This is a genomic window from Erythrobacter longus (assembly GCF_000715015.1).
Taxonomy (GTDB): domain Bacteria; phylum Pseudomonadota; class Alphaproteobacteria; order Sphingomonadales; family Sphingomonadaceae; genus Erythrobacter; species Erythrobacter longus.
This window is the reverse complement of the sequence record NZ_JMIW01000001.1, coordinates 380548-401265: the sequence shown is the minus strand read 5'-3', so window position 1 is coordinate 401265 and position 20718 is coordinate 380548. Positions and strand designations below refer to the sequence as shown.

Annotated in this window: 19 protein-coding genes and 1 tRNA gene; 7 read left to right on the top strand and 13 right to left on the bottom strand. The window is 57.2% G+C overall.

Features of this window, described 5'->3' with window-relative positions; all coding sequences use genetic code 11:
- Positions 1-16 precede the first annotated feature (16 nt).
- The 6 genes from EH31_RS01945 (at position 17) to hflX (ending at position 8462) form a co-directional block, all read left to right on the top strand.
- The gene (locus EH31_RS01945; RefSeq protein WP_051698861.1) at positions 17-1111 is read left to right on the top strand and encodes a two-component system sensor histidine kinase NtrB; all 1095 of its coding nucleotides are present in this window, start codon (positions 17-19) and stop codon (positions 1109-1111) included.
- A gap of 21 nt (positions 1112-1132) precedes the next feature.
- Positions 1133-2566 (top strand): nitrogen regulation protein NR(I), encoded by a 1434-nt coding sequence (ntrC, locus tag EH31_RS01940; RefSeq protein WP_034957726.1) that lies wholly within the window; start codon positions 1133-1135, stop codon positions 2564-2566.
- A 69-nt stretch (positions 2567-2635) separates the two neighbouring features.
- Positions 2636-4897, top strand: a complete 2262-nt coding sequence (locus EH31_RS01935; RefSeq protein ID WP_081853173.1) for a sensor histidine kinase — start codon at positions 2636-2638, stop codon at positions 4895-4897.
- A gap of 90 nt (positions 4898-4987) precedes the next feature.
- A complete protein-coding gene (gene ntrX / locus EH31_RS01930) occupies positions 4988-6373 on the top strand; it encodes a nitrogen assimilation response regulator NtrX (RefSeq protein WP_034957725.1) in 1386 nt (461 codons plus the stop codon).
- A gap of 170 nt (positions 6374-6543) precedes the next feature.
- A complete protein-coding gene (gene hfq, locus EH31_RS01925; protein ID WP_034957724.1) occupies positions 6544-7146 on the top strand; it encodes an RNA chaperone Hfq in 603 nt (200 codons plus the stop codon).
- A gap of 17 nt (positions 7147-7163) precedes the next feature.
- A complete protein-coding gene (hflX, locus tag EH31_RS01920) occupies positions 7164-8462 on the top strand; it encodes a GTPase HflX (RefSeq protein WP_051698860.1) in 1299 nt (432 codons plus the stop codon).
- Here the strand turns inward: hflX and mazG are convergent.
- The 11 genes from mazG to EH31_RS01865 all read right to left on the bottom strand — a co-directional run bounded on the left by mazG (position 8457) and on the right by EH31_RS01865 (position 18268).
- Positions 8457-9263, bottom strand: a complete 807-nt coding sequence (gene mazG / locus EH31_RS01915) for a nucleoside triphosphate pyrophosphohydrolase (RefSeq protein ID WP_034957722.1) — start codon at positions 9261-9263, stop codon at positions 8457-8459. The genes hflX and mazG overlap by 6 nt on opposite strands.
- Before the next feature lie 76 nt (positions 9264-9339).
- A complete protein-coding gene (locus EH31_RS01910; protein WP_034957721.1) occupies positions 9340-9522 on the bottom strand; it encodes a hypothetical protein in 183 nt (60 codons plus the stop codon).
- Positions 9519-10301, bottom strand: a complete 783-nt coding sequence (locus tag EH31_RS01905; RefSeq protein ID WP_034957720.1) for an MBL fold metallo-hydrolase — start codon at positions 10299-10301, stop codon at positions 9519-9521. The genes EH31_RS01910 and EH31_RS01905 overlap by 4 nt, the downstream gene beginning before the upstream one ends.
- On the bottom strand, positions 10298-11074 hold the full coding sequence (locus tag EH31_RS01900) for a TatD family hydrolase (protein ID WP_034957719.1): 777 nt from the start codon (positions 11072-11074) through the stop codon (positions 10298-10300). The genes EH31_RS01905 and EH31_RS01900 overlap by 4 nt, the downstream gene beginning before the upstream one ends.
- Entirely contained in the window at positions 11074-12654 is a 1581-nt protein-coding gene (gene metG / locus EH31_RS01895; protein ID WP_034957717.1) for a methionine--tRNA ligase, read from the bottom strand. The genes EH31_RS01900 and metG overlap by 1 nt, the downstream gene beginning before the upstream one ends.
- The gene (locus EH31_RS01890) at positions 12641-13606 is read right to left on the bottom strand and encodes a DNA polymerase III subunit delta' (RefSeq protein WP_034957715.1); all 966 of its coding nucleotides are present in this window, start codon (positions 13604-13606) and stop codon (positions 12641-12643) included. The genes metG and EH31_RS01890 overlap by 14 nt, the downstream gene beginning before the upstream one ends.
- Positions 13603-14259 (bottom strand): dTMP kinase, encoded by a 657-nt coding sequence (gene tmk / locus EH31_RS01885; protein WP_034958785.1) that lies wholly within the window; start codon positions 14257-14259, stop codon positions 13603-13605. Before tmk ends, EH31_RS01890 begins: the two co-directional genes overlap by 4 nt.
- Positions 14256-15455: a D-alanyl-D-alanine carboxypeptidase family protein gene (locus tag EH31_RS01880; RefSeq protein WP_081853172.1), complete on the bottom strand. Its 1200-nt coding sequence runs from the start codon at positions 15453-15455 to the stop codon at positions 14256-14258. The genes tmk and EH31_RS01880 overlap by 4 nt, the downstream gene beginning before the upstream one ends.
- A gap of 38 nt (positions 15456-15493) precedes the next feature.
- Entirely contained in the window at positions 15494-16555 is a 1062-nt protein-coding gene (locus tag EH31_RS01875) for a lytic murein transglycosylase (protein ID WP_034957712.1), read from the bottom strand.
- 49 nt (positions 16556-16604) lie between these two features.
- Positions 16605-17354, bottom strand: coding sequence for a sulfotransferase-like domain-containing protein (locus EH31_RS01870; RefSeq protein WP_034957711.1), 750 nt, complete (start codon positions 17352-17354; stop codon positions 16605-16607).
- Positions 17351-18268 carry an aminotransferase class IV gene (locus EH31_RS01865; RefSeq protein WP_034957710.1) on the bottom strand — a complete coding sequence of 306 codons (918 nt, stop codon included), beginning with the start codon at positions 18266-18268 and terminating at the stop codon, positions 17351-17353. The genes EH31_RS01870 and EH31_RS01865 overlap by 4 nt, the downstream gene beginning before the upstream one ends.
- Positions 18269-18340: 72 nt before the next feature.
- Between EH31_RS01865 and EH31_RS01860 the strand changes: the two genes are divergently transcribed.
- Positions 18341-18430: transfer RNA gene (locus EH31_RS01860), tRNA-Ser, on the top strand.
- A 25-nt stretch (positions 18431-18455) separates the two neighbouring features.
- On the opposite strand, the gene EH31_RS01855 is transcribed toward EH31_RS01860, so the two are convergent.
- Entirely contained in the window at positions 18456-19304 is an 849-nt protein-coding gene (locus EH31_RS01855) for a class I SAM-dependent methyltransferase (protein WP_034957708.1), read from the bottom strand.
- Positions 19304-20716: a dihydrolipoyl dehydrogenase gene (gene lpdA / locus EH31_RS01850; RefSeq protein WP_034957707.1), complete on the bottom strand. Its 1413-nt coding sequence runs from the start codon at positions 20714-20716 to the stop codon at positions 19304-19306. Before lpdA ends, EH31_RS01855 begins: the two co-directional genes overlap by 1 nt.
- Between the last annotated feature and the right edge of the window lie 2 nt (positions 20717-20718).

Here is a 20718-nt window from a genome sequence, read left to right as displayed (position 1 = left end):
AAGAACAGCCCGGCCCATGGCGCAGCCCTCTGACCTGTCAAACTTCGACCCCGCGCGCCCCGGCAGCTCAGAACAAATCGCTGGGCTTTTGTTCGCGCTCATTCTGGTCGATCCCAATCTGCAGATTGTGGAAGTCAATCAGGCGGCGGAAAATATGCTCGGAAGGGGGGCCAAGCGCTTGCTTGGGCAAGGCCTGCTGCAAGTCATCGGGCCGATCGATCCACGGGTAGAACATCGCCTTGGTACAAATGATGCAGCCTTGGTTGCGCGCGAAATTATGATCTCGACCGACGAAACCGAGAGACGCATCAACCTCACGGTATCACCCCTTGCCAGTCATCCGGGCTGGCGCGTCATTACGCTGTCAGAGGTCGGCCATGATGAAACCGGCAATAACGAAGAATTGGCCTCTTCGATGGGCGCGCCCTCCATTCTTGCGCATGAAATCAAGAACCCGCTCGCTGCCATTCGCGGCGCGGCGCAATTGGCGGCGCGAAAGCTAACGGGCTCTGACACAAAGCTTGCGACGATGATCACCGATGAGGTGGACCGGATCGTGCGCTTGATTGACCGGATGCAGCAATTGGGCGCGCGCAGCACGGAAACGGGCGAACCGTGCAATCCGCACGAAGCCATTCGTTCAGCCATCGCGACCGTGCGCGCGGCCAACAAAGCCAAGGTTGAGATTATCGAGGAATTTGACCCTTCTTTGCCGCCCGTCATCGCCAATCGGGATGCGTTGGAGCAGGTTTTGATCAACCTCATTTCGAACGCGCGCGATGCGGTCGGTCCATCAGGGCAGGGGCAAGTCACTGTCCGTACCCGATTTGTCAGCGGTCTTGCATTTAGCGCGATCCGTTTTGGCCGTGCGGTGCGTTTGCCCATTGAAATCACGATCAGCGACAATGGTCCCGGCGTAGAGCGCGGTATGCGCGATCATATCTTTGAACCTTTTGTGTCATCCAAAAAATCGGGGCAGGGCCTTGGCCTCGCTTTGGTGCGAAAGCTGGTGCACGACATGAACGGGTCAGTCAGCCACGAACGCGATGCCAAGCAGGGGCTCACACGGTTTCGCGTGCATCTTCCCATGGCCAACAGCAAATCACGATAAACAAAGAAAGCACGCGTTACGATGGCACGATCCATTCTCCTCGTCGAAGATGATAACGCGATTGCGACTGTTATCACGGCTGCGCTCGAAGATGAGGGATTTGAAATAACGCATTGCACATCCATCGCGCGGCGTGATGAGCATGTAGGCGCGCGCTATTTCGACGTGATGCTCACCGATGTCATGCTTGAAGATGGCGATGGTTTGCAAAGCCTGCCTGATGTGCGCCGCGAGGCTCCTGAAATGCCGGTGATCGTGCTTTCAGCGCAGAACACGCTCGATACCGCCGTCCGGGCAAGCGACAATGAGGCTTTTGAGTATTTTCCAAAGCCTTTCGACCTGGACGAGCTTGTTCGCGCTGTTCGTCAAGCTGCTGACAGCCGGAAGGAAGTTGTAAGCGCGCTGTCCCATGACGCTGAGGGCGACGGTATGCCTCTGGTTGGCCGCAGTCCGGCAATGCAAAGCGTTTACAGGATGATCACGCGCGTTTTGCGCAATGATCTGACCGTGCTTGTCACCGGAGAAAGCGGGACGGGTAAGGAGCTTGTCGCCGAAGCGATCCACCAATTGGGGAGCCGCAGGACGGGCCCCTTTGTTGCGGTCAACACAGCGGCGATCCCCCATGACCTCATCGAAAGCGAGCTTTTTGGGCACGAAAAAGGCGCGTTTACCGGCGCGATTAATCAAGCGATTGGTAAATTCGAGCAAGCCAATGGCGGGACACTTTTCCTTGATGAGATCGGCGATATGCCACCCGAGGCGCAGACCCGTTTGCTGCGCGCTCTTCAATCGGGCCGGGTGCGCCGGGTCGGAGGCAGGCAGGAGATCGCTGTTGATGTGCGCATTATCGCTGCGACCAATCGCGACCTTCTACCGCTGATCGAAGCGGGCCGCTTTCGCGAAGACTTGTTCTATCGCCTTAATGTGGTGCCAATTGAGCTGCCGCCATTGCGCGAGCGGCGTGAGGATATCGAAGTTCTCGCGCGCCATTTCCTTGCGCAAGCCGTCGATGAAGGATTGCCACCGAGGGTGTTCACGCAGGAGGCTTTCGAAGCGCTTTCCAAGCGGCATTGGCGCGGGAATGTGCGCGAGCTTCGCAATGCGATCTATCGCTTGGCGGTGATGAGCCGCAAAGATGAGATCGACAATGAGGTCTTGATCGACACCCTCGGAGAAGAACGCGCGATTTTCACGCCTGAGGATGACGCAGACCACCCGGACGCCGGGATTGCAGCGGCCCTAGAACAGTGGCTTTTGCGGCAAGATCCACCCCATGGCACAGTCTATGGCGGCGCGCTTTCGGCGTTTGAAAAGCCATTGATCGAATATGCGTTGAGGCAGACAGGTGGCAACCAATTGCGTGCGGCCAAGTTGCTGGGCATTAACCGCAACACTCTGCGCAAGCGCATTACCGAACTTTCGATAGAGCCTGATCGCTTCGCAAGACCGCTCTAACGCAGTTTGCGGCATAAATGTCACTTTTGACTTGCCTAAATGCAACAGTCGAGTTGTAACGTCGCCACAATGGACGTTGGAACAGCAATCGGCGCGCAGGATGCGGTTGGCGAAGGCGGCGAAGAAGCTGCGAACGCCACGCGCCATTCGCCGCGGTGGTGGCGTGAATTCAGCGTTACACTCAGGCGGGCCAATGTTTTCCGGATATTGGAATGGCTTTCGGTTGCTGCGCTATTGCTAGCAATTGTTGCCAATTACATTGCCTATATGAACACGCCTGAAGACGCAGGTGCTCTTCCCTCGCTTCAGGTGTCCATCCTCCTCGTTGCGATCCTTGTGCCAGCAATGGCGATATTGGTCTTTATCGGCCGACGCGTGGCGCTTGGCAGGGCCGCGGGCAGCACAGCGCGCCTTCATGTGCGTCTGGTGTTCTTTTTCTCTATGGTCGCGGCCGTGCCGACGCTGCTCGTCGCCGGGTTTGCCGCGTTTCTGTTCCAGACAGGCGTTGCGTTCTGGTTTTCTGATGAATCGCGCGGCTTGCTTCAAAATGCCAATGCGTTGGCGCAAAGCTATTACGATGCCAACCAACGCGACGTGCAGCAGCATACCATCACAATGGCGGTGGATATGGGCGAGATATTGCGACGCGTGCCGATCAGCGATCCTGACTTTCCCGACTTTTACGCGTTTCAGGCGCAAGGTCGCGAAATCAGTGAAAGCGCTATCCTCCAGCGTTTGGAAGATGGGAGCCTGCGCACCGCTGCCATCATGAATCTGATGGAGGACAACAGCCCCCTTGCGTTCAGCACAGCCGCACTCTCGCAATTGGATGCGGGCGAATTCGTGGTCGTCGAGGGCAGCGCCGAACGCATCGCAGCGATCGCGCCTATCGATAGGGAAAGCGGCATTTACCTATACAATGCGCGCACCACCGAAGAGACGATGTTCAATTCCTGGGAGCGGGCGCAGGCCATTGGCACCGCTTATGAAACGCTCACTAATGAAGCGCGCACGCTTCAATTGCGGTTCAACATCGCGCTTGTTGCGATGAGCCTGCTTTTGGTGGGCCTTGCTGTGTGGTTCGCGCTTCGCTTTGCGGACCGGCAGGTTCAGCCTCTGACTGAGCTTATCGGTGCAGCCAACAAAGTGGGCCAGGGCAATTTCTCCCTCAGGGTAGAGGGACGCACGGGCGCGGATGAAATCGGCCTTTTGAACCGTGCATTCAACCGCATGACATCGCAGCTTGAAAAGCAAACCGATGCTTTGGTCAGTGCCAACCACCAAATTGACGAACGCCGCGCTTTTATGGAGGCCGTGCTCCAATCTGTGACCGCTGGCGTGATCTCAGTGGATGAGGAGATGCGTGTCCTTCTTATGAACGGCACCGCGCAGCGCCTGTTCTGCGAAGACGAAGCCTCCAATCCAGAAGGTAATTCGTTTGCCACGCTGTCGCCTGAAATTGTCCAGATGATCCGCGATGGCAAAGAACGCTCCATCATCAGCCACGCGCACAAAGGCGAGCTTTTCACACTTGCGGTAACGATGGCGCCCGGCACCAGCGGCTATGTCATCACTTTCGAGGACATAACGCGCCAATTGCTGGACCAACGTCAAGCTGCGTGGTCCGATGTCGCGCGCAGGATCGCGCACGAGATCAAGAACCCGCTCACCCCCATCCAGCTTGCAACAGAGCGCCTGAGGCGCCGGTACCGCAAGCAGGTTGCCGATGATGAAGGCGAACTGTTTGATGAACTGACCAGTACGATTGTTCGCCAGGTTGGCGATCTTCGCAAAATGGTGGATGAATTCTCATCCTTCGCGCGTCTGCCAAAGCCGGTATTCCGGCCCGAGGATGCGCTTGATCTGGTTCGCCAAGCGGTCTTTCTCCAGGAGGTCGCCCATTCCAACATCGCTTTCGACGTGAATGCGGAAAAGCTCTCGGAACGCGAGATTGCGTGCGACCGCCATCAATTGGGCCAAGCCATGACCAATGTGGTCAAGAACGCGGTTGAGGCGGTCGAAGCACGCGCGAAATCTGCGGAACCCGATTATCGCGGCCGAATATCGGTGATCATGGCAGATGACGGCGACCGTATCGCGGTCATTGTCGAAGATAACGGCATTGGCCTTCCTGCCGACCGTGAACGCATTGTCGAACCCTATGTGACCACAAGGGCAAAAGGCACCGGCCTTGGGCTCGCAATCGTCAACAAGATCGTTGACGAACATGGCGGGGACATGAGCTTTGCAAGTGCAAGCAATGGCGGCACACGCGTCACATTGCGCTTTGCCAGAGCCCCGGAACCAAAGGGGGAGGGCGACCCATCATGACCGACCACAATTACATGAGTGACCACCTGTTGTACTTTCGATCAAACCCGAACCCCTCTTTTGGACTGAATACATTTTACGGAGGGGCGCATGTCGATTGATATCCTGATTGTTGATGATGAACGCGACATTCGCGATCTTGTCGCCGGCGTTCTGGGTGATGAAGGCTATGAGTGCCGCACCGCTGCCGACTCCACCAGCGCGCTTGCTGCGGTTGATGAACGCCGTCCAAGCTTGGTCTTGCTCGATGTGTGGCTGCATGGCAGCGAGATGGACGGGCTGGAAACTCTTGATGCGATCAAGGCGCGCGAACCTGACCTTCCTGTCATCATTTTTTCAGGCCACGGGAATATCGACACCGCTGTTTCTGCCGTCGGGCGCGGCGCAATGGACTTTATCGAAAAGCCGTTTGAGGCCGAGCGCCTGCTGCTACTGGTCGAACGCGCGACAGAAACCGAGCGTTTGCGCCGTGAGAACACGCAGCTGCGCGAATCCAAATGGGGTGATCCGGATTTCACCGGTAACTCGCCAGCAATCAACACGGTGCGCGCGACCCTGAAACGCGTTGCCAACACCGGCAGCCGGGTAATGATTACAGGCCCAGCGGGTGCCGGTAAGGAAGTTGCTGCGCGAATGCTTCACGCGTGGAGCAACCGGGCTGATGCTGCGTTTGTCCTCGTGAATTCTGCACGCATCACCCCTGAACGCTTTGAGCAAGAGCTTTTCGGGGAAGAGGTCGACGGGAGGCAGGTGAAGCCCGGCCTTCTCGAACTGGCTGATGGGGGCACTTTGTACCTTGATGAGGTGGCCGATATGCCGCTCTCCACACAGGCGCGCATCTTGAGGGTTTTGACAGAGCAAAGCTTCCTTCGCGTTGGCGGCAGCCGTCAAATCGGGGTGGATGTGCGCGTTGTTTCCTCGACATCGCGGGATCTTCCGCTTGAAATGGAAGAGAAGCGGTTCCGTGAAGACCTCTTCTACCGCCTTAACGTGGTCCCGGTGGCCGTCCCCTCCTTGGCCGACCGGCGCGACGACATTCCTGCTCTGGCTGAACATTTCTTTACCCGCTATTCGAGCGATCAGGGCATCCCGCCTCCTGCGATCAGCGAAGAGGCCATGGCAGCGCTCCAGGCGTACGACTGGCCTGGCAACGTGCGCCAATTGCGCAATGTCGTGGAACGCACCATCATCATGACCCCGCGCGAACGCTTGACGAGCGTGGAAACGGACATGCTTCCTGCTGAAGTGACTGGCGGCAGAATGGTCAATTCGGGCGAAGGTCTAACCGCCATGATGGGCGTGCCTTTGCGCGAGGCCCGTGAAAGTTTTGAACGCGAATATCTGACCATTCAGATCCGCCGTTTCTCGGGAAATATTTCCAAAACGGCCACTTTCATTGGAATGGAACGTTCGGCATTGCACCGTAAACTCAAGCTTTTAGGGATGGCGGACCGACGCGAAGTCGAGCGCAAGTAAACTCAAATTGTTCGCCCGAAGAAAAGCGCATTATCGCGCTATTAAGCAAATCAGCCATTGCGGCTTGGTTGCACAATCGCCATTATACCTCTGAGTTGCTCCGAAAATTCATGAGGGAGTAATGAGAATGTGGACCGTAAAGACGGCTACCAAAAATAGGAGCATATAATATGTCCAGTGGGCGAACCCTCTCTCCACGCCCCCGTCCAGCCTCTGGTGAAGGACAACCGAGCCGCTCTGGCGGCGGTAAGCCACAAGGCAATCTGCAGGATGCGTTTCTAAATCTTCTTCGCAAGAATAAGACGCCTGTGACCATGTTCCTTGTAAAAGGCGTGAAACTTCAAGGGATTGTCACATGGTTCGACAATTTCTCGATCCTTTTACGGCGCGACGGACAGTCGCAGCTTGTGTACAAGCATGCGATCTCGACAATCATGCCGGGCGCAAGCGTAGATGCGGAACAATTCAGCAATCGCAATGGCTCAGGCAAACAACGCCTGCTTCAGGACGTATTTTTGAGCCGTGTGAGCGATTCAGGCGTGCAAGTGACTATGTTCCTCGTGAACGGCGTCATGCTCCAAGGCAGAATTGCTGCTTTTGACCTGTTCTGCATGCTGCTTGAGCGTGATGGCGCGGTGCAACTTGCGTACAAGCACGCTGTTTCAACGATCCAGCCAGCAAGCCCAGTCGATTTGTCAGACGACCCTGACTATGATGGCAGCGATGATGAAGACGTCGATGACGCCGACGATGGCTTTGAGGACGACTACTGAGCTTTGATGAAACCTTGATGGACGAGGTAACGCGCGGTGCGCGGTGCCTTGTTTTGTGCCCTGATATCAGGAGCTTGTCCTACGACCTTGATGCCAAAGAACGATTGGCAGAGGCAGAAGGACTGGCCTTGGCGATCGGGGTAATCATCGCACACAGCGCCGTCATGCCCGTGCGTCAGATGCAGCCCAACACCCTCTTTGGTTCGGGTCAGGTCGAAAATATCGCGACCATTTGTGAACAATATGAGTGCGAGCTTGTCATTGTTGACGGCGCTCTAACGCCTATTCAACAGCGTAATCTTGAAGACAAACTCAAGCGCAAAGTCATTGATCGCACAGGACTAATCCTTGAAATCTTTGGTGAGCGCGCGGCCACTGCCGAAGGGCGACTGCAGGTCGAGCTTGCCCACCTTGATTACCAGCAAAGCCGGCTTGTCCGGTCGTGGACCCACCTTGAGCGCCAGCGCGGCGGCTTTGGCTTCCTTGGCGGTCCCGGCGAAACCCAGATCGAAGCGGACAGACGGATGATCCGTCAGCGTATGGGACGCCTGCGCCGGGAGTTGGAGCAGGTGCGCAAGACCCGGCAGCTTCACCGTGCAAGGCGGGGAAGGGCACCTTGGCCCGTGATTGCGCTCGTCGGTTATACTAATGCTGGAAAATCAACGCTATTCAATCACTTGACCGGTGCGGACGTGATGGCGGAGGATCTTTTGTTTGCAACGCTGGACCCGACAATGCGCGCGGTCAGCTTGCCAGGCGTCGAAAAAGCCATCCTTTCGGACACAGTGGGCTTTATCTCGGACCTTCCGACACAACTGGTCGCTGCTTTTCGCGCGACCCTCGAAGAGGTCACGGGCGCCGATATCATCTGCCACGTGCGCGATATGGCCAATCCGGCCCATGCTGCGCAAAAAAAGCAGGTGATGGAAATCCTCTCTGACCTTGGCGTGGTTGATGCAGACAGCGGGCACAGCGAAGTTCCGATCCTTGAAGTGTGGAACAAGGCCGATCTTCTCGACGAGGAGCGAGCCGAGGAGCTGCGCGAGGCGGCACAAAGCCAGGATGCGGTGCTTGTTTCGGCGGCCAATGGTCAAGGATTAGAGGATCTTGAGGCGCGCATTGCAGAAATTCTCACCGAAAAAGCCAGCGAGGTAACGGTTACCATTCCGGTCTCGGATGGCCGGCGCATCGCTTGGCTTCATGCCCACGGTGAGGTGATTGTGGATGAGGACGCTGGGGAAGGGGAGCAAGGCCCCATGCGGCGTATGACCGTTCGCCTCAATCCTAAGGAAATGGGTCAGTACACGACGTTATAGTTCTGGGTTCTTGGCTTTTTCCTGCGCCTTGACCCTTTGCCAATAGGCCTCCTGTTGGTCGAGCGAAAGCGTGGCGAAGTCCGTCCCGTCCGCCTTGGCCAAGGCTTCCATTGCATGGAAACGGCTTTCGAACTTGGAGTTTGAGGCTCTCAACGCTTGTTCCGGATCAACCCCGTATCTGCGAACGATGTTGACGGCGACGAAAAGAACATCGCCGGCTTCCATAAGCTTTTCATCGTCATTTGCAGCGACATTAGCAGCGTCAAGCTCTTCAAGTTCTTCCTCAAGTTTGGCCAATGGGCCTTTGAGATCGTGCCATTCAAATCCGACGCGGGCCGCGCGTTTCTGCAGTTTATCGGACCGCATCAACGCAGGCAAAGCTTTGGCGACCCCATCAAGTGCGCTCACGTCGCCTGTCTGCGCACGCTCTTTTGCCTTGATGTCTTCCCAGCGCTCGTGTGTCATGGTTCCATCTTCACTGCCAAAAATGTGCGGGTGGCGACTTTCCATTTTGTCGCTGATCGAGCGGGCAACGTCTTCAAAAGTGAAATGTCCAGCCTCGGCTGCCATCTGCGCGTGGAATACGACCTGCAAAAGGAGATCGCCGAGTTCCGACTTTAGATCCTGCATGTCGTCACGCTCGATAGCGTCGGCGACTTCGTAGGCTTCTTCGATGGTGTAAGGCGCGATTGTTCCAAAATTTTGCGCGGTGTCCCATTCACAGCCGTGAACAGGATCGCGTAAACGGGCCATAATTTTGAGCAGCCGTTCGATCTGAGGGGACTCAGGATTTTGGGTCACGTGCGAAGGGTTCCAATCTGATACGCCGGGTTGATAATATATATTATGTTAAATAGAGTGCCATGGCGCAGAGGGTTCAGCTCGGCAGCCGTGCCCCCAACAAATCGGCAACCACAAACAAACCTGCAAAGATCGCAAACCACACCAGCGCCATTTGCGCGAGTTTGCTCCACCCAAGACGAAAGCTTGCCAACGCGCCGCCCGCAAGGATCAGCCAACCGATCATCGCCACAATCGAGATAATCATGCCTTCGTTCATGCTGTCATCTCCAAACCATCATAGCCGACTGTCACAAAGTCCGGCACTTCATCGCACAATGTCCGATAATCCATGCTCTTGTCGAGATGGCTGAGAACAAGTTTCTTTGCGCCCGAACGCTGCGCAAGCTCGATAGCCATCGCCAAATGCGCATGGGTTGGATGTGGTTCGCGCCGGAGACAATCGCTCACAAGAATGTCGACGTCATCACAAAGATCGATCATATCTTCTGAAATACGTGAAAAATCAGTAGTGTACGCGATAGACTTTCCGTCGGCATCGAAGCGAAAACCAGTGGTTTCGCCCGGGCCATGCTCCATCTGGCACCACTCAACACCAAACCCTGCGACCATGCGCAATCGGTCGAGAGAGTCGATTGTGCAAATCGTGGGATAGTCTTCTTGGCCTGCAAAAACATAGCCAAAACGCTGGCGCAAGCGGCGGACGGTTTCGGTGTGCGCATAGCCGGGAATGGGACCGCCGCGGCCATAGCGAAGGACGCGAAGATCATCGATCCCGTGGCAATGATCGGCATGATCATGCGTCCAAAATACGGCATCTAAATGGTTGATCTTGTTTGCAAGAAGCTGTGCCCGGCAATCAGAGCTTGTGTCGATCAATACCCGCGCGCCATCGTTGCTTTCAATCGCAATTGAGACCCTGGAACGCCTGTTGCGCGGTTCATCTGGATCGCATGCTCCCCAATCGCCAGTGCCATCTTCGCCGCCGACGCGTGGTACGCCCGTCGACGTGCCAGACCCAAGCATAATGACTTTCACAAGGCCGCCTTTGTAAAAAGCTTAGTGAAATTGCGCGTGGTCTCTTTGGCAAGCTGCTCTGGATCGGTGCCGCGCAAGTCTGCCACAAACCGCGCCGTATCCGCGACAAAAGCAGGTTCGCACGATTTCCCCCGGTGCGGGACCGGGGCGAGGAATGGACTGTCCGTTTCCACAAGCAGGCGATCTTCAGGAACTTCCTTTGCCACGGCTTGCAAGTCTTTGGCATTCTTGAAAGTTACGATCCCGGACAACGATATGGTGAGGCCCAATTCCAGCACCTTGCGGCCAAATTCCGCCGATGCGGTGAAGCAGTGGATGAGAGCGGGAAAGGCCCCCTTCTCCATTTCTTCAGCGAGAATTGCATAGGTATCGTCTTCGGCATCACGGGTGTGAATGATAACGGGCAAACCCGTCTCACGCGCGACATCGATATGCATGCGGAACAGGTCGGCTTGAACCTTACGGTCTGAATATTCGTAGAAATAGTCGAGCCCGGTCTCGCCAATTGCGATCACTCGCGGGTCTTGGGTTGCTTCATAAAGCGTGGCCCGGTCCAGCTCTTTGTGGTCGTCGGCTGCGTGCGGGTGAATGCCGACGCTGGCAAAAACGTCCGGCTCACGGTTCGCGGTGGCGACAACTTGTGCCCACTCGGACTGTTTGGTGGAGATATTGAGAAACGCCCCCACCCCTGCGTCTCGTGCACGAGACAACACGCCTGCTTGATCCTCGACAAGCCCCTTATACTCAAGGTGACAGTGGCTATCGATGAGCATCAGGCGCCCTCCTCCACCTCTGCGGGAAGTTCCAGGCGCGGGAACAGCGGCGTTGGCTTTTCAATCTGAAAATCGCTTTCCGCTAGCGGCGAATACCAGTGAGAGCGAATAGCCTCGTAGGTCCGAAGCTCCTCCCCAACACCCAGCATATCGAGCAATTTACCAGCGCTTGTCGGAATGACGGGTTGGATCGCAACCGCCAGTTGCGCAATGCAGATGTAGAGCGTTGCAAGAACGGTTTCCATCCGCTCTGGATCGGTCTTGCGAAGCGCCCAGGGAGCCGCTGCATCAATATAGGCATTGCAGGCAAAAACCGCCTGAAGCCAAAGCTCAACCGCTTGTTGAAGTGCCAATTGTTCAAAGGCTTGCGGGATATCTTTCGCAATCGCTGTGTCCAGAGTTTGGAACAGCGCATTGTCGGCATCCGTATGGCCGTGGATCGCTGGCAGATTGCCATCAAGGTTCTTGGCCATGAAGCCAAGCGTGCGCTGTGCGAGGTTACCAAACGCATTGCCAAGCTCACCGTTGGATCGTTCGACAATCGCCTCGGGAGAATAGGTGCCGTCCTTGCCAAAGGCGACTTCGCGCATGAGGAAATAGCGTAAGGTGTCGACCCCGAAAGTCTCAGCCAATTCAAGCGGATCGATGACATTGCCAAGGCTTTTGCTCATCTTCTCACCGCCGCGGGCGAGCAAGAAACCGTGCCCGAACACCTTCTTTGGCACGGGCAGCTTGGCGCTCATCAGAAATGCTGGCCAGTAGATTGTGTGGAACCGGACGATGTCCTTACCGATCAAGTGCAGGTCGGCGGGCCAGAACTTGGCCATATTTTCCGTCTCATCGGGGAAACCGAGACCGGTGAGATAGTTGGTCAACGCATCGACCCAGACATACATGACGTGATTGTCGGAACCGGGCACCTTCACGCCCCAGTCAAAGCTCGTCCGGCTAACCGAGAGATCGCGAAGGCCCTGTTCGACAAAGGCAATCATTTCGTTCCGGCGGCTTGCAGGCTCTAGAAAACCGGGTGATTTCAACAGCTCAAGCAGTGGTTCTTGATACTTTGAAAGACGGAAGAACCAGCTTTCCTCAACGGTCCATTCGACAGGAGTGTCTTGCGGGGAGAGCTTTTCGCCGCCCTCGCCCTCTTTCAGCTCGCTTTCGTCATAATAGGCCTCATCGCGAACCGAATACCACCCTTCGTAGCGGTCAAGATAAAGGTCCCCGGCATCCGCCATGCGCTGCCAGATGGCTTGGCTGGCGCGGTGGTGGTCGGGCTCTACGGTGCGGATGAAGCGGTCAAAACTGATATTCAGTTTCGCGTCCATCTCATGGAAATACCCCGACATTTCATCGGCAAGCTCACGCGCTGTGCGGCCTTGTTCTTCGGCTTTGCGCGCCATTTTGAGGCCGTGTTCATCGGTCCCCGTCTGGAACCGCACTTCGCGGCCCTGCAGCCTTTGAAAGCGGGCGATAACATCAGCGGCAATCCCCTCATAAGCGTGCCCGATGTGCGGGCGGCCGTTGGGGTAATTGATCGCGGTGGTTATGTAATAGGGAGTTTTCTCAGCTTCTGGCATGGGAATGCTCGCTAGCGACGTGGACGCGGGAGAGCAAGGTGCCGATTTCAAGCGATAGCAATCCGGTGTCAAAATTGTAGCTGGGTGCTTGGCTGGCGAGCGTTACCAACTGGGAATGCGCATCGACCAACGCGGCGCGCTCGGCAGAATTTTGCGATGTGCGGGCGCGCTGTGCCACAATGGATTGAGCAAGCTCAAAAATGGCGCTTAAGCGGTCACGATCAGCCCGCCCGCCGATAAGCCGCGCAAGGTCGCCCCGCCCACTCATGCTTGCATCACCCTCGCTCAAAAGCCTTGAGATATGCGATGCGACCGGTCCCAAGTCCTGCTTTGCAAATTCAAGCGCCGCGCCAAAAGAGCCTTCTGCCGCGCTAATCGCCGCCTGTGTGTCGCCCTGTACCCCTGCATCGCCAAGCATCCGCTGCATCTGTGCCTTATCCAGTACCGGAAAGCGCAAGATACGGCAGCGCGAACGGATCGTGGGCAACAGGCGCGCAGGGCGGTGTGTCACAAGGACGAAAAACGTGCCCGCCGGGGGTTCTTCAAGGCTTTTCAGAAGGGCGTTCGAGGTCGCTCGCTCCATATCATCGGCCGGATTGATAATAACCACACGCCGCGCGCCAAGCGTCGGGCGCACCGTTAACCGACGCTGCATCTCGCGGATCTGGGCGATGCGGATGCTACGGGCGAGTTCAAAGGGTTTGCCCGCTTCTTGTGCGGATACCGCCTTTTTGTCTTTGGGGCCGTAGGTGACGGTCATGATATCGGGATGATCGCCGCTTGGCTGAGGCACGCCGTCTTCCGCGACCAATTCACGCGCTGCAGCGAGGGCAAAATCGTTTTTGCCAAGTCCTTTCTTACCGGCAAGGATCCAGCCATGATGCATCCGCGCGCCCGACATCGCGCTGCGCCATTGCCGCCATGCATCTTCGTGATTGGGCCAAGCGGTCATGCGGTGCGACCTTCAAGTATATGGGCGAGCGCTGCCATCACGTTTTCGTGGACTTTTTCAGCGGTGCCCGTCCCATCAACGATGCGAAAGCCTTCCGGGTCGCCTTGGGCCAATTTGCGAAAACTTGCCGCAACTGCATTGTGATATGACGCGCTTCGCCCTCCGATGGCATCGCTTGTATCGCCGTCGCGCGCCGCAAGGCGTTTTTCGCGAACTGCATCATCAACTTCGAGCAGGATCGTGCAATCCGGGCGGATGCCGTGGCTGCCAAAATCGTGCAGCGCAGCAATCGCGTGATCGCCCAGCCCCCCTGCACCGCCTTGGTAAGCGCGGCTTGAATCGACGAACCGATCACTGATGACCCAAGCGCCCGCTTCCAATTGTGGGCGTATAAGCCGTGCCACGTGGTCAGCGCGTGCAGCAGCAAACAAAAGTGCCTCAGCTTCCGGTTCCCAACCCTCCCCCGGAGGATCAAGCAAAAGCGCGCGGATCGCCTCAGCCCCAGGGGTACCACCCGGCTCGCGGGTCATAATGACATCAAGGCCGTAATTTTGGCGAAGAGCCTGTTCAAGCATTCGCCCTTGGGTTGATTTGCCGGTCCCCTCGCCCCCTTCAAGGGCGATGAATTTGCCTTGGGCCGGATCGCCGTTCATGAAAACCATCCCGCGATGCCATTCCAGATTCGGGTAAAAAAGCCAGCTTCGCCGACGGCATCCTGAGCAACAAGCGGAATGCGTGCAGGCTCGCCGCCGGGCACTTCAACGACTAGCGTAGCGACCCGTGATCCGGCTGCAATCGGAGCACGAAGAGGGCCGTCATAGGCAATCGAGAGCTTCACATCCCTCTCGCTTCCGACAGGCACATTCACGAAGACGGGTTGAACAGTTTCTAGGCTGACACTGCGCGCATCGCCGTTTTGGACCCGCGCCGACCCCACCCATTGCCCTTTCCGGGCCACTTGTACCCGGTCAAATGCCGCAAATCCCCATTCGATAAGTCCTCGGGCAGCGGCTGCGCGTATGTCTTGGCGGTTTGTTCCAGCCACGACGACAACCAACCTTTGATCGCCGCGTTTGGCTGACCCAAGGTATCCCAGGCCAGACTCATTGGTGTAGCCTGTCTTCATCCCGTCAGCGCCCTTGACCCGGCCAATCATCGGATCGCGGTTGTTTTGCGCGATGTTGTTGTAGCGAAACCCGTTTCTCCCGACATAACGCGCGTATTTTTCCGGATGCCGCCGGGCAATCGCTTTGGCCAGCTTCACAAGGTCGAAGGCATTGGTGAAAGTGCGTCCCTCGTCAGGCCAACCGTTGGGGGTGCCAAAATGGCTGTTCGTCATGCCCAGCGCCCGCGCCCGGCTATTCATCCCATCGAGCCAGTTTTCAACCGAACCGGCCTGCCCTTCGGCAAGCGCAATCGATCCGTCATTGGCCGACACATTGGCAATTCCCATCAAGAGATCGTCCACCAATACCCGGTCCTCGGCACCAATGAACATGGTTGAACCCTTGCGATACCATTCCTCCCACGTTTCAGGGGCCATCTGGAATTGCTGACGCGGGTCAAGGTTGCCTTCTTCGATGAGCTCAAAGGCGTGAAACAGGGTCATCACTTTTGTAATTGAGGCAGGAACAAATCTGCGATCCGCCTCTCGCGCAAAGAGGACCTGGTCGCTGGTCACATCGACCAGAAGCGCGATGGGCACATCCTCTTCAGAGCCAATTGGCGCAGGGCTTTGCCCCAAGGCAGTGCCCGGCAAGACCGCGCCAAGAAGCGCAATGGCAAGAATGCCAAGAAAGCGCACAGCAGCGCATCGCGGTTGCGTATTCCCTATCACACGGCGGACCATAGGAGGTCTATGCCTTCGAAGCGAGAGCGCCCGCGCGCTTAGTTCACGATTTCGTCAGCCAAAAGCCCGACGCTCATCGCGTAATAATTCGAGCAATTGTATTCGAGGATCACGCGGTAATTACCAGTCAGCAGATACGCCGGTTGCCCGGGACCATCGGGCTGGAACAGCGAGGTCATTGTATCATCGGGTAAGGGGCGCTGTGGCTGAACACCAAGCGCGCGCCATTCGGCCACGGTTTTCCATTGGCTATGGCGTTCATGCACCCGCGAACAGACAGGAGAGACAAGCTTGTTCTTATAGGCATCGACATCAAAGCCAGCCGGGACATAGGCCCGCACGCCCCATGGTTGACCGGTGCGCCATCCGGCGTCGCGGAAATAATTCGCAATCGAGGCAAATGTGTCGGCGCGATTGTTGAAGATGTTTGCCCGCCCATCGCCATCACCATCGGTGGCAAGGCGCAGGTAGACGGACGGCAGGAACTGAGGATTGCCAAAGGCCCCTGCATAACTGCCCACCAAATCAGAGCGAGAATATCCCTTGTCCGCGACCTTCATCAAAGCGATCCATTCGCCTTCGAAGAGCGCACGGCGGCGACCTTCCCAAGCAAGGGTGGCAAGGCTGCGTGATAGGTCAAAGTCGCCCCGGATGCGGCCATAGCTTGTTTCATGCCCGAAGATGGCAATGACGATTTCGCCCGGAACGCCGTATTGTTGCTCCACCGCGCGAAGGATGCTGCGGTTGTTCTGAAATTCGCGGCGACCGCTGCTGATGCGGGTCGAATTGACGTGGGTCGCAATATAGGGCGCCATCGCAGGATAGCCGCGCACTGTTGGCCGGCCGGGCTGTCCCTGATCGAGGCGGATCACACGCTCATTAGGCGTCAGGCCAGAGGTCATGCGTTGCAGCGTCGCCTCAGACACACCCTGCGCGCGCGCCTTTGCTTTTATAAGCTCCAGATAGGCATCAAATTCGATCCCATCGCGTGCGGCAACCTGTGCATTGGCGGGCTGCGCCGGGGCAAGCTGTGAGGCTGCTCCTACGAAGAGGGTCGCTGCGGAAAGTAGGCCAAGCGAAGCAGATTTACGAAGGTTCATTTGTATTGTTTCTTATAACCAAGTTGAACGGTCAATGAGCGTGTTGATATTATTCATCATTACTGCCCGCTGTGATCGCATGTCTGGCAAGAAAGGCATAGTCCTCGCGGCACTCTTCTGCAATTTTGAGATATGCCTCATCAAGTTCGGGCAGCGCGCCGGGTGGATCGCCAAATCCGGTTGAGGCGTTGACCTTGTCATACCAATGCGCCCCCCAGATCCCATCGTCACGGTGCGGGCCTTTCGCCCATTTGAGCATCGCTGCATCCCACGGAATGCCAATCGCCTGACACAGTTTGCGCAGCACCGTTTCGGGCGATGTAAGGATCGTATGACTGTCAACCACAGGCGGCGCAGAGCCGGTTTTATCCGCGATGAGATCGAAGTATTCCCTTTGCCGCGCAATCCCCAGATGGCCCGGGTTTATCTTGCTGCGCTTGCCCGCATAACTTGCTGCAACGCGCACGGGATCGCGGATCAGGAAGGCATGCCGCATATCAGGAAAGTCGGCGATGCTGATCGGCCCCTCCATATGGTGAGGCATATGCTTTTGATACCAGATCGGCTTGCCCCCGGGTACATCACCGCGCAATTCTTCTGCGACGGAGTGCCAGTCGCAATCCATGTCTTCGATAATCGCGTCAGCCATTGGCTGTGGATCGCCGGTTGCTTTGAGATAGGCACCATAGAACGGCTCATCACTGACCGCAGTATCGGCGCGCGATCCAAAGCTGCGCATCATTGCAGTGGAGAGGTTTCTGGGGCCGGACCACATTGCGATCCTGATCGTCTCGCTCATGCACCCACATCCCGGTCCATAAGGTCGCGGTAGAGCCCTTGCAGGCGTTCAACCATTGGCCCGCGAGCCAGTGTCATGGCGCGCCCGTCGATATCTGTTACGGGTACAACGCCTGCAAATGTTCCGGTCACAAAAGCCTCATTCGCGCCGTACACATCGGTGAGCGAGAAGTTCTTCTCATAAACCGGGATGCCCGCCTCGCGGCACACCTGGATGACATTGCTGCGAGTGATACCGCCAAGGCAGTAGTCTCCAGACGAGGTCCATACCTCGCCCTTGCGCACGATGAAGAAGTGGGTGGAATTGCAGGTCGCGACAAACCCGTGCGGGTCCAGCATCAATGCCTCATCCGCGCCCGCCTGCGTCGCCTGTATGCAAGCGGTGATGCAGTTCAGTTTGGAGTGCGAGTTAAGCTTTTGGTCCTGAACCGCCGGATCGCCGCGCCGCACGTGCACCGTGAACAGGCGAATGCCGGTTTCAATGGTCGAAGGGAGCGGAGACTTGTACTCAGGGATGATGACAATCGTCGCAGGCGATATGACCACGCGCGGGTCCTGATAAGGCGTTGAGCGGATACCTCGCGTCACCATCAAGCGGATGTGCACACCCTCCTGGTCACGCATGGCGTTCCCATCAATCGTCGCATCAATCCGCGCCTCAAGCTCGTCGCGCGTCAGGCCGATATCCATCGCAATGGCTTTGGCCCCTTCGAAAAGGCGGTCCATATGCGCATCGAGGAAGGCAACCTTTCCGCGGTGAACGCGAAGACCCTCCCAGACCCCGTCGCCCAGCATAAAGCCGCTATCGAAAACCGAGACGCTGGCCTCTGCGCGCGGGACGAGAGTGCCGTTTACATCGATCAATATCGCGTCATTGCGCGGGTCTGCCTGGTAGTCATGTGTGCCTTTGGCCAAGGGAATTCTCTCCAAATTCGCAAAAAACGGGGTGACAGAATCAAACTACATCGCTAGCTCGCTGCCCCAAGCGGACAGTTGGCAGAGTGGTCGAATGCACCGGTCTTGAAAACCGGCAAGGGTGCAAGCCCTTCCAGGGTTCGAATCCCTGACTGTCCGCCACCTACCCTCACAATTCAAAGCCGTGTCATGCGCGGGCGGTGACAAGCCACGCCTTGCAGCCCAGCATGACGCCTTCGCCCGCCTTGTGGTGTTCTTCAAACTTCGCCGTCAAATCGCGCGCCGCAGCATCGCGTATGTCTTGGGCCTGCTCGGCAAGGATCTGCCCTACCCCAAGCGATGAGAGCACAAAACGCGTCGCTTCCTCAGGGCTTGCTGCAGGACCACCGATGGCTTGCGCGCCTTCGTACGGGTCAACCTGCATGTCCTTGAAGCCGCCCGCATTGAGCACCTCTTGAAGATAGTCCAAATCCTCAAAAGCAAAGGGACCTGGCGCGCGCGGTTCGGCCGGCGGGACTTCAACATGGTTGCGCACAACGCCCATCATTTCCATCATCCATGGGTTGTCACGCGGATTTGCCCAAACCGCCAAATCGATGCGCGCACTGTTATCCAATTGCGAATGCAGATTGGCAAAGGCGCAATGCGGGTCATCGAAGAACATCGAGCCAAAGCGGGAATGCAGCCGCTCAAACCGCTCGCTTCCCGCGTCTAAGCTGGCTCCGTCGGCGCAGGTGTAGGCGATGTTGCCCTTCCCCGCTGAGATCGCTGAGGCATGGTTGATAAGACCGGGGGAGATATCCACGCCAAGCACGCGTCCCTCTGGACCAATAGCATCGGCAATTGCGCGCGTTGAAGCGCCGCCACCGCAACCAAGATCAAGAACCGCGTCCCCCGGTGCAAACGCCGCCCGTTCAAGCAAGGCCGCGCCAATCGGTGCCAGCATCGCTTCGAAACGGTCCACTTGCGAAAGCCAGCGTTCGCCCTGTTCACCGGCCCAATCGTATTTCGCCTGCTTTTCGTCGGTTTCACCCATCAGATATGGATCGCCTTCCCATAGGCATCGAGCACGCTTTCGTGCATCATTTCCGACAGTGTCGGGTGAGCGAAAACGGTTTGCATCAATTCTGCCTCAGTCGTCTCCAACGTCTTACCCACGGTGTAGCCCTGGATCAGCTCGGTCACTTCTGCGCCGACCATATGCGCTCCCAAAAGCTCTCCGGTTTTCGCATCAAAGACGGTCTTGATGAAGCCTTCCGCTTCGCCAAGGGCAATCGCTTTGCCGTTGCCGATGAAGGGGAAGTTGCCGACTTTCAGCTCGTATCCTGCCTCTTTGGCTTTCGCCTCGGTCATGCCGACGCTCGCGACTTGCGGGTGGCAATAGGTGCAGCCCGGAATGCTCGACCGGTCGAGCGCATGCGGGTGAACCTCGGAATTACCCAGTTCCTGAGCGATAGCTTCGGCGGCGGTCACACCTTCGTGGCTGGCCTTGTGAGCAAGCCACGGGCCCGGCGTGCAATCGCCAATCGCCCAGAGCCCTGCTGATTTGGTGCGGCCATAGTCGTCAATCTGGATGAAGCCCCGGTCCATGTCGGCAAGGTCTTCGAGCCCAGTGTTCTCGGTGTTTGGCACGATGCCGATCGCGGTGATGACGTGGCTGTATTCGGTGGTTTCAACCTTGCCAGCCTTGTCCTTGATCGTCGCGGTCACGCCTTTGTCGCCAACCTTCAGGTCCTCGACGCCTGCGCCCGTCATGATCGTGATGCCTTGTTTGGAAAGACTCTTCTCCAAGAAGGTTGAGACATCCGCATCTTCCACCGGCACGATCCGGTCGAGCATCTCCACAACCGTCACATCGACCCCGATGTCGTTGTAGAAGCTTGCAAATTCGATCCCGATAGCGCCCGAACCAATCACCAACAGCTTGGTCGGTTTCTCCGGTGGTGTCATCGCGTGGCGGTAGGTCCACACGCGCTTCCCATCCGCTGGTGCAAAGGGCAGATCGCGGGCCCGCGCGCCGGTTGCCACGATGATGTGCTTGGCGCTGAGCTGTTCTTCGCCCTTGTCGCTCGTCACCGTCAAAGAGGTGGGGCCGGTCAGCACCCCCTCGCCCATATGGACGGTGATCTTGTTCTTCTTCATCAGATGCGTGACGCCCTGATTAAGCTGTTTTGCAACCCCGCGGCTGCGTTTCACAATCGCGGCCAAGTCCGCCTCGATCTCGCCCGCAACGCTCAGGCCATAATCGCTCGCGTGCTGCATCTGGTGGAAGACCTCGGCAGAGCGTAGCATCGCTTTTGTCGGGATACAGCCCCAATTGAGGCAGATCCCGCCCAGAAGCTCGCGTTCAACAATCGCGGTTTTGAGCCCCAGTTGAGATGCGCGAATAGCCGCCACATAACCACCCGGCCCCGAACCCAATACGATAACGTCGTAAGCTTCTGACATTG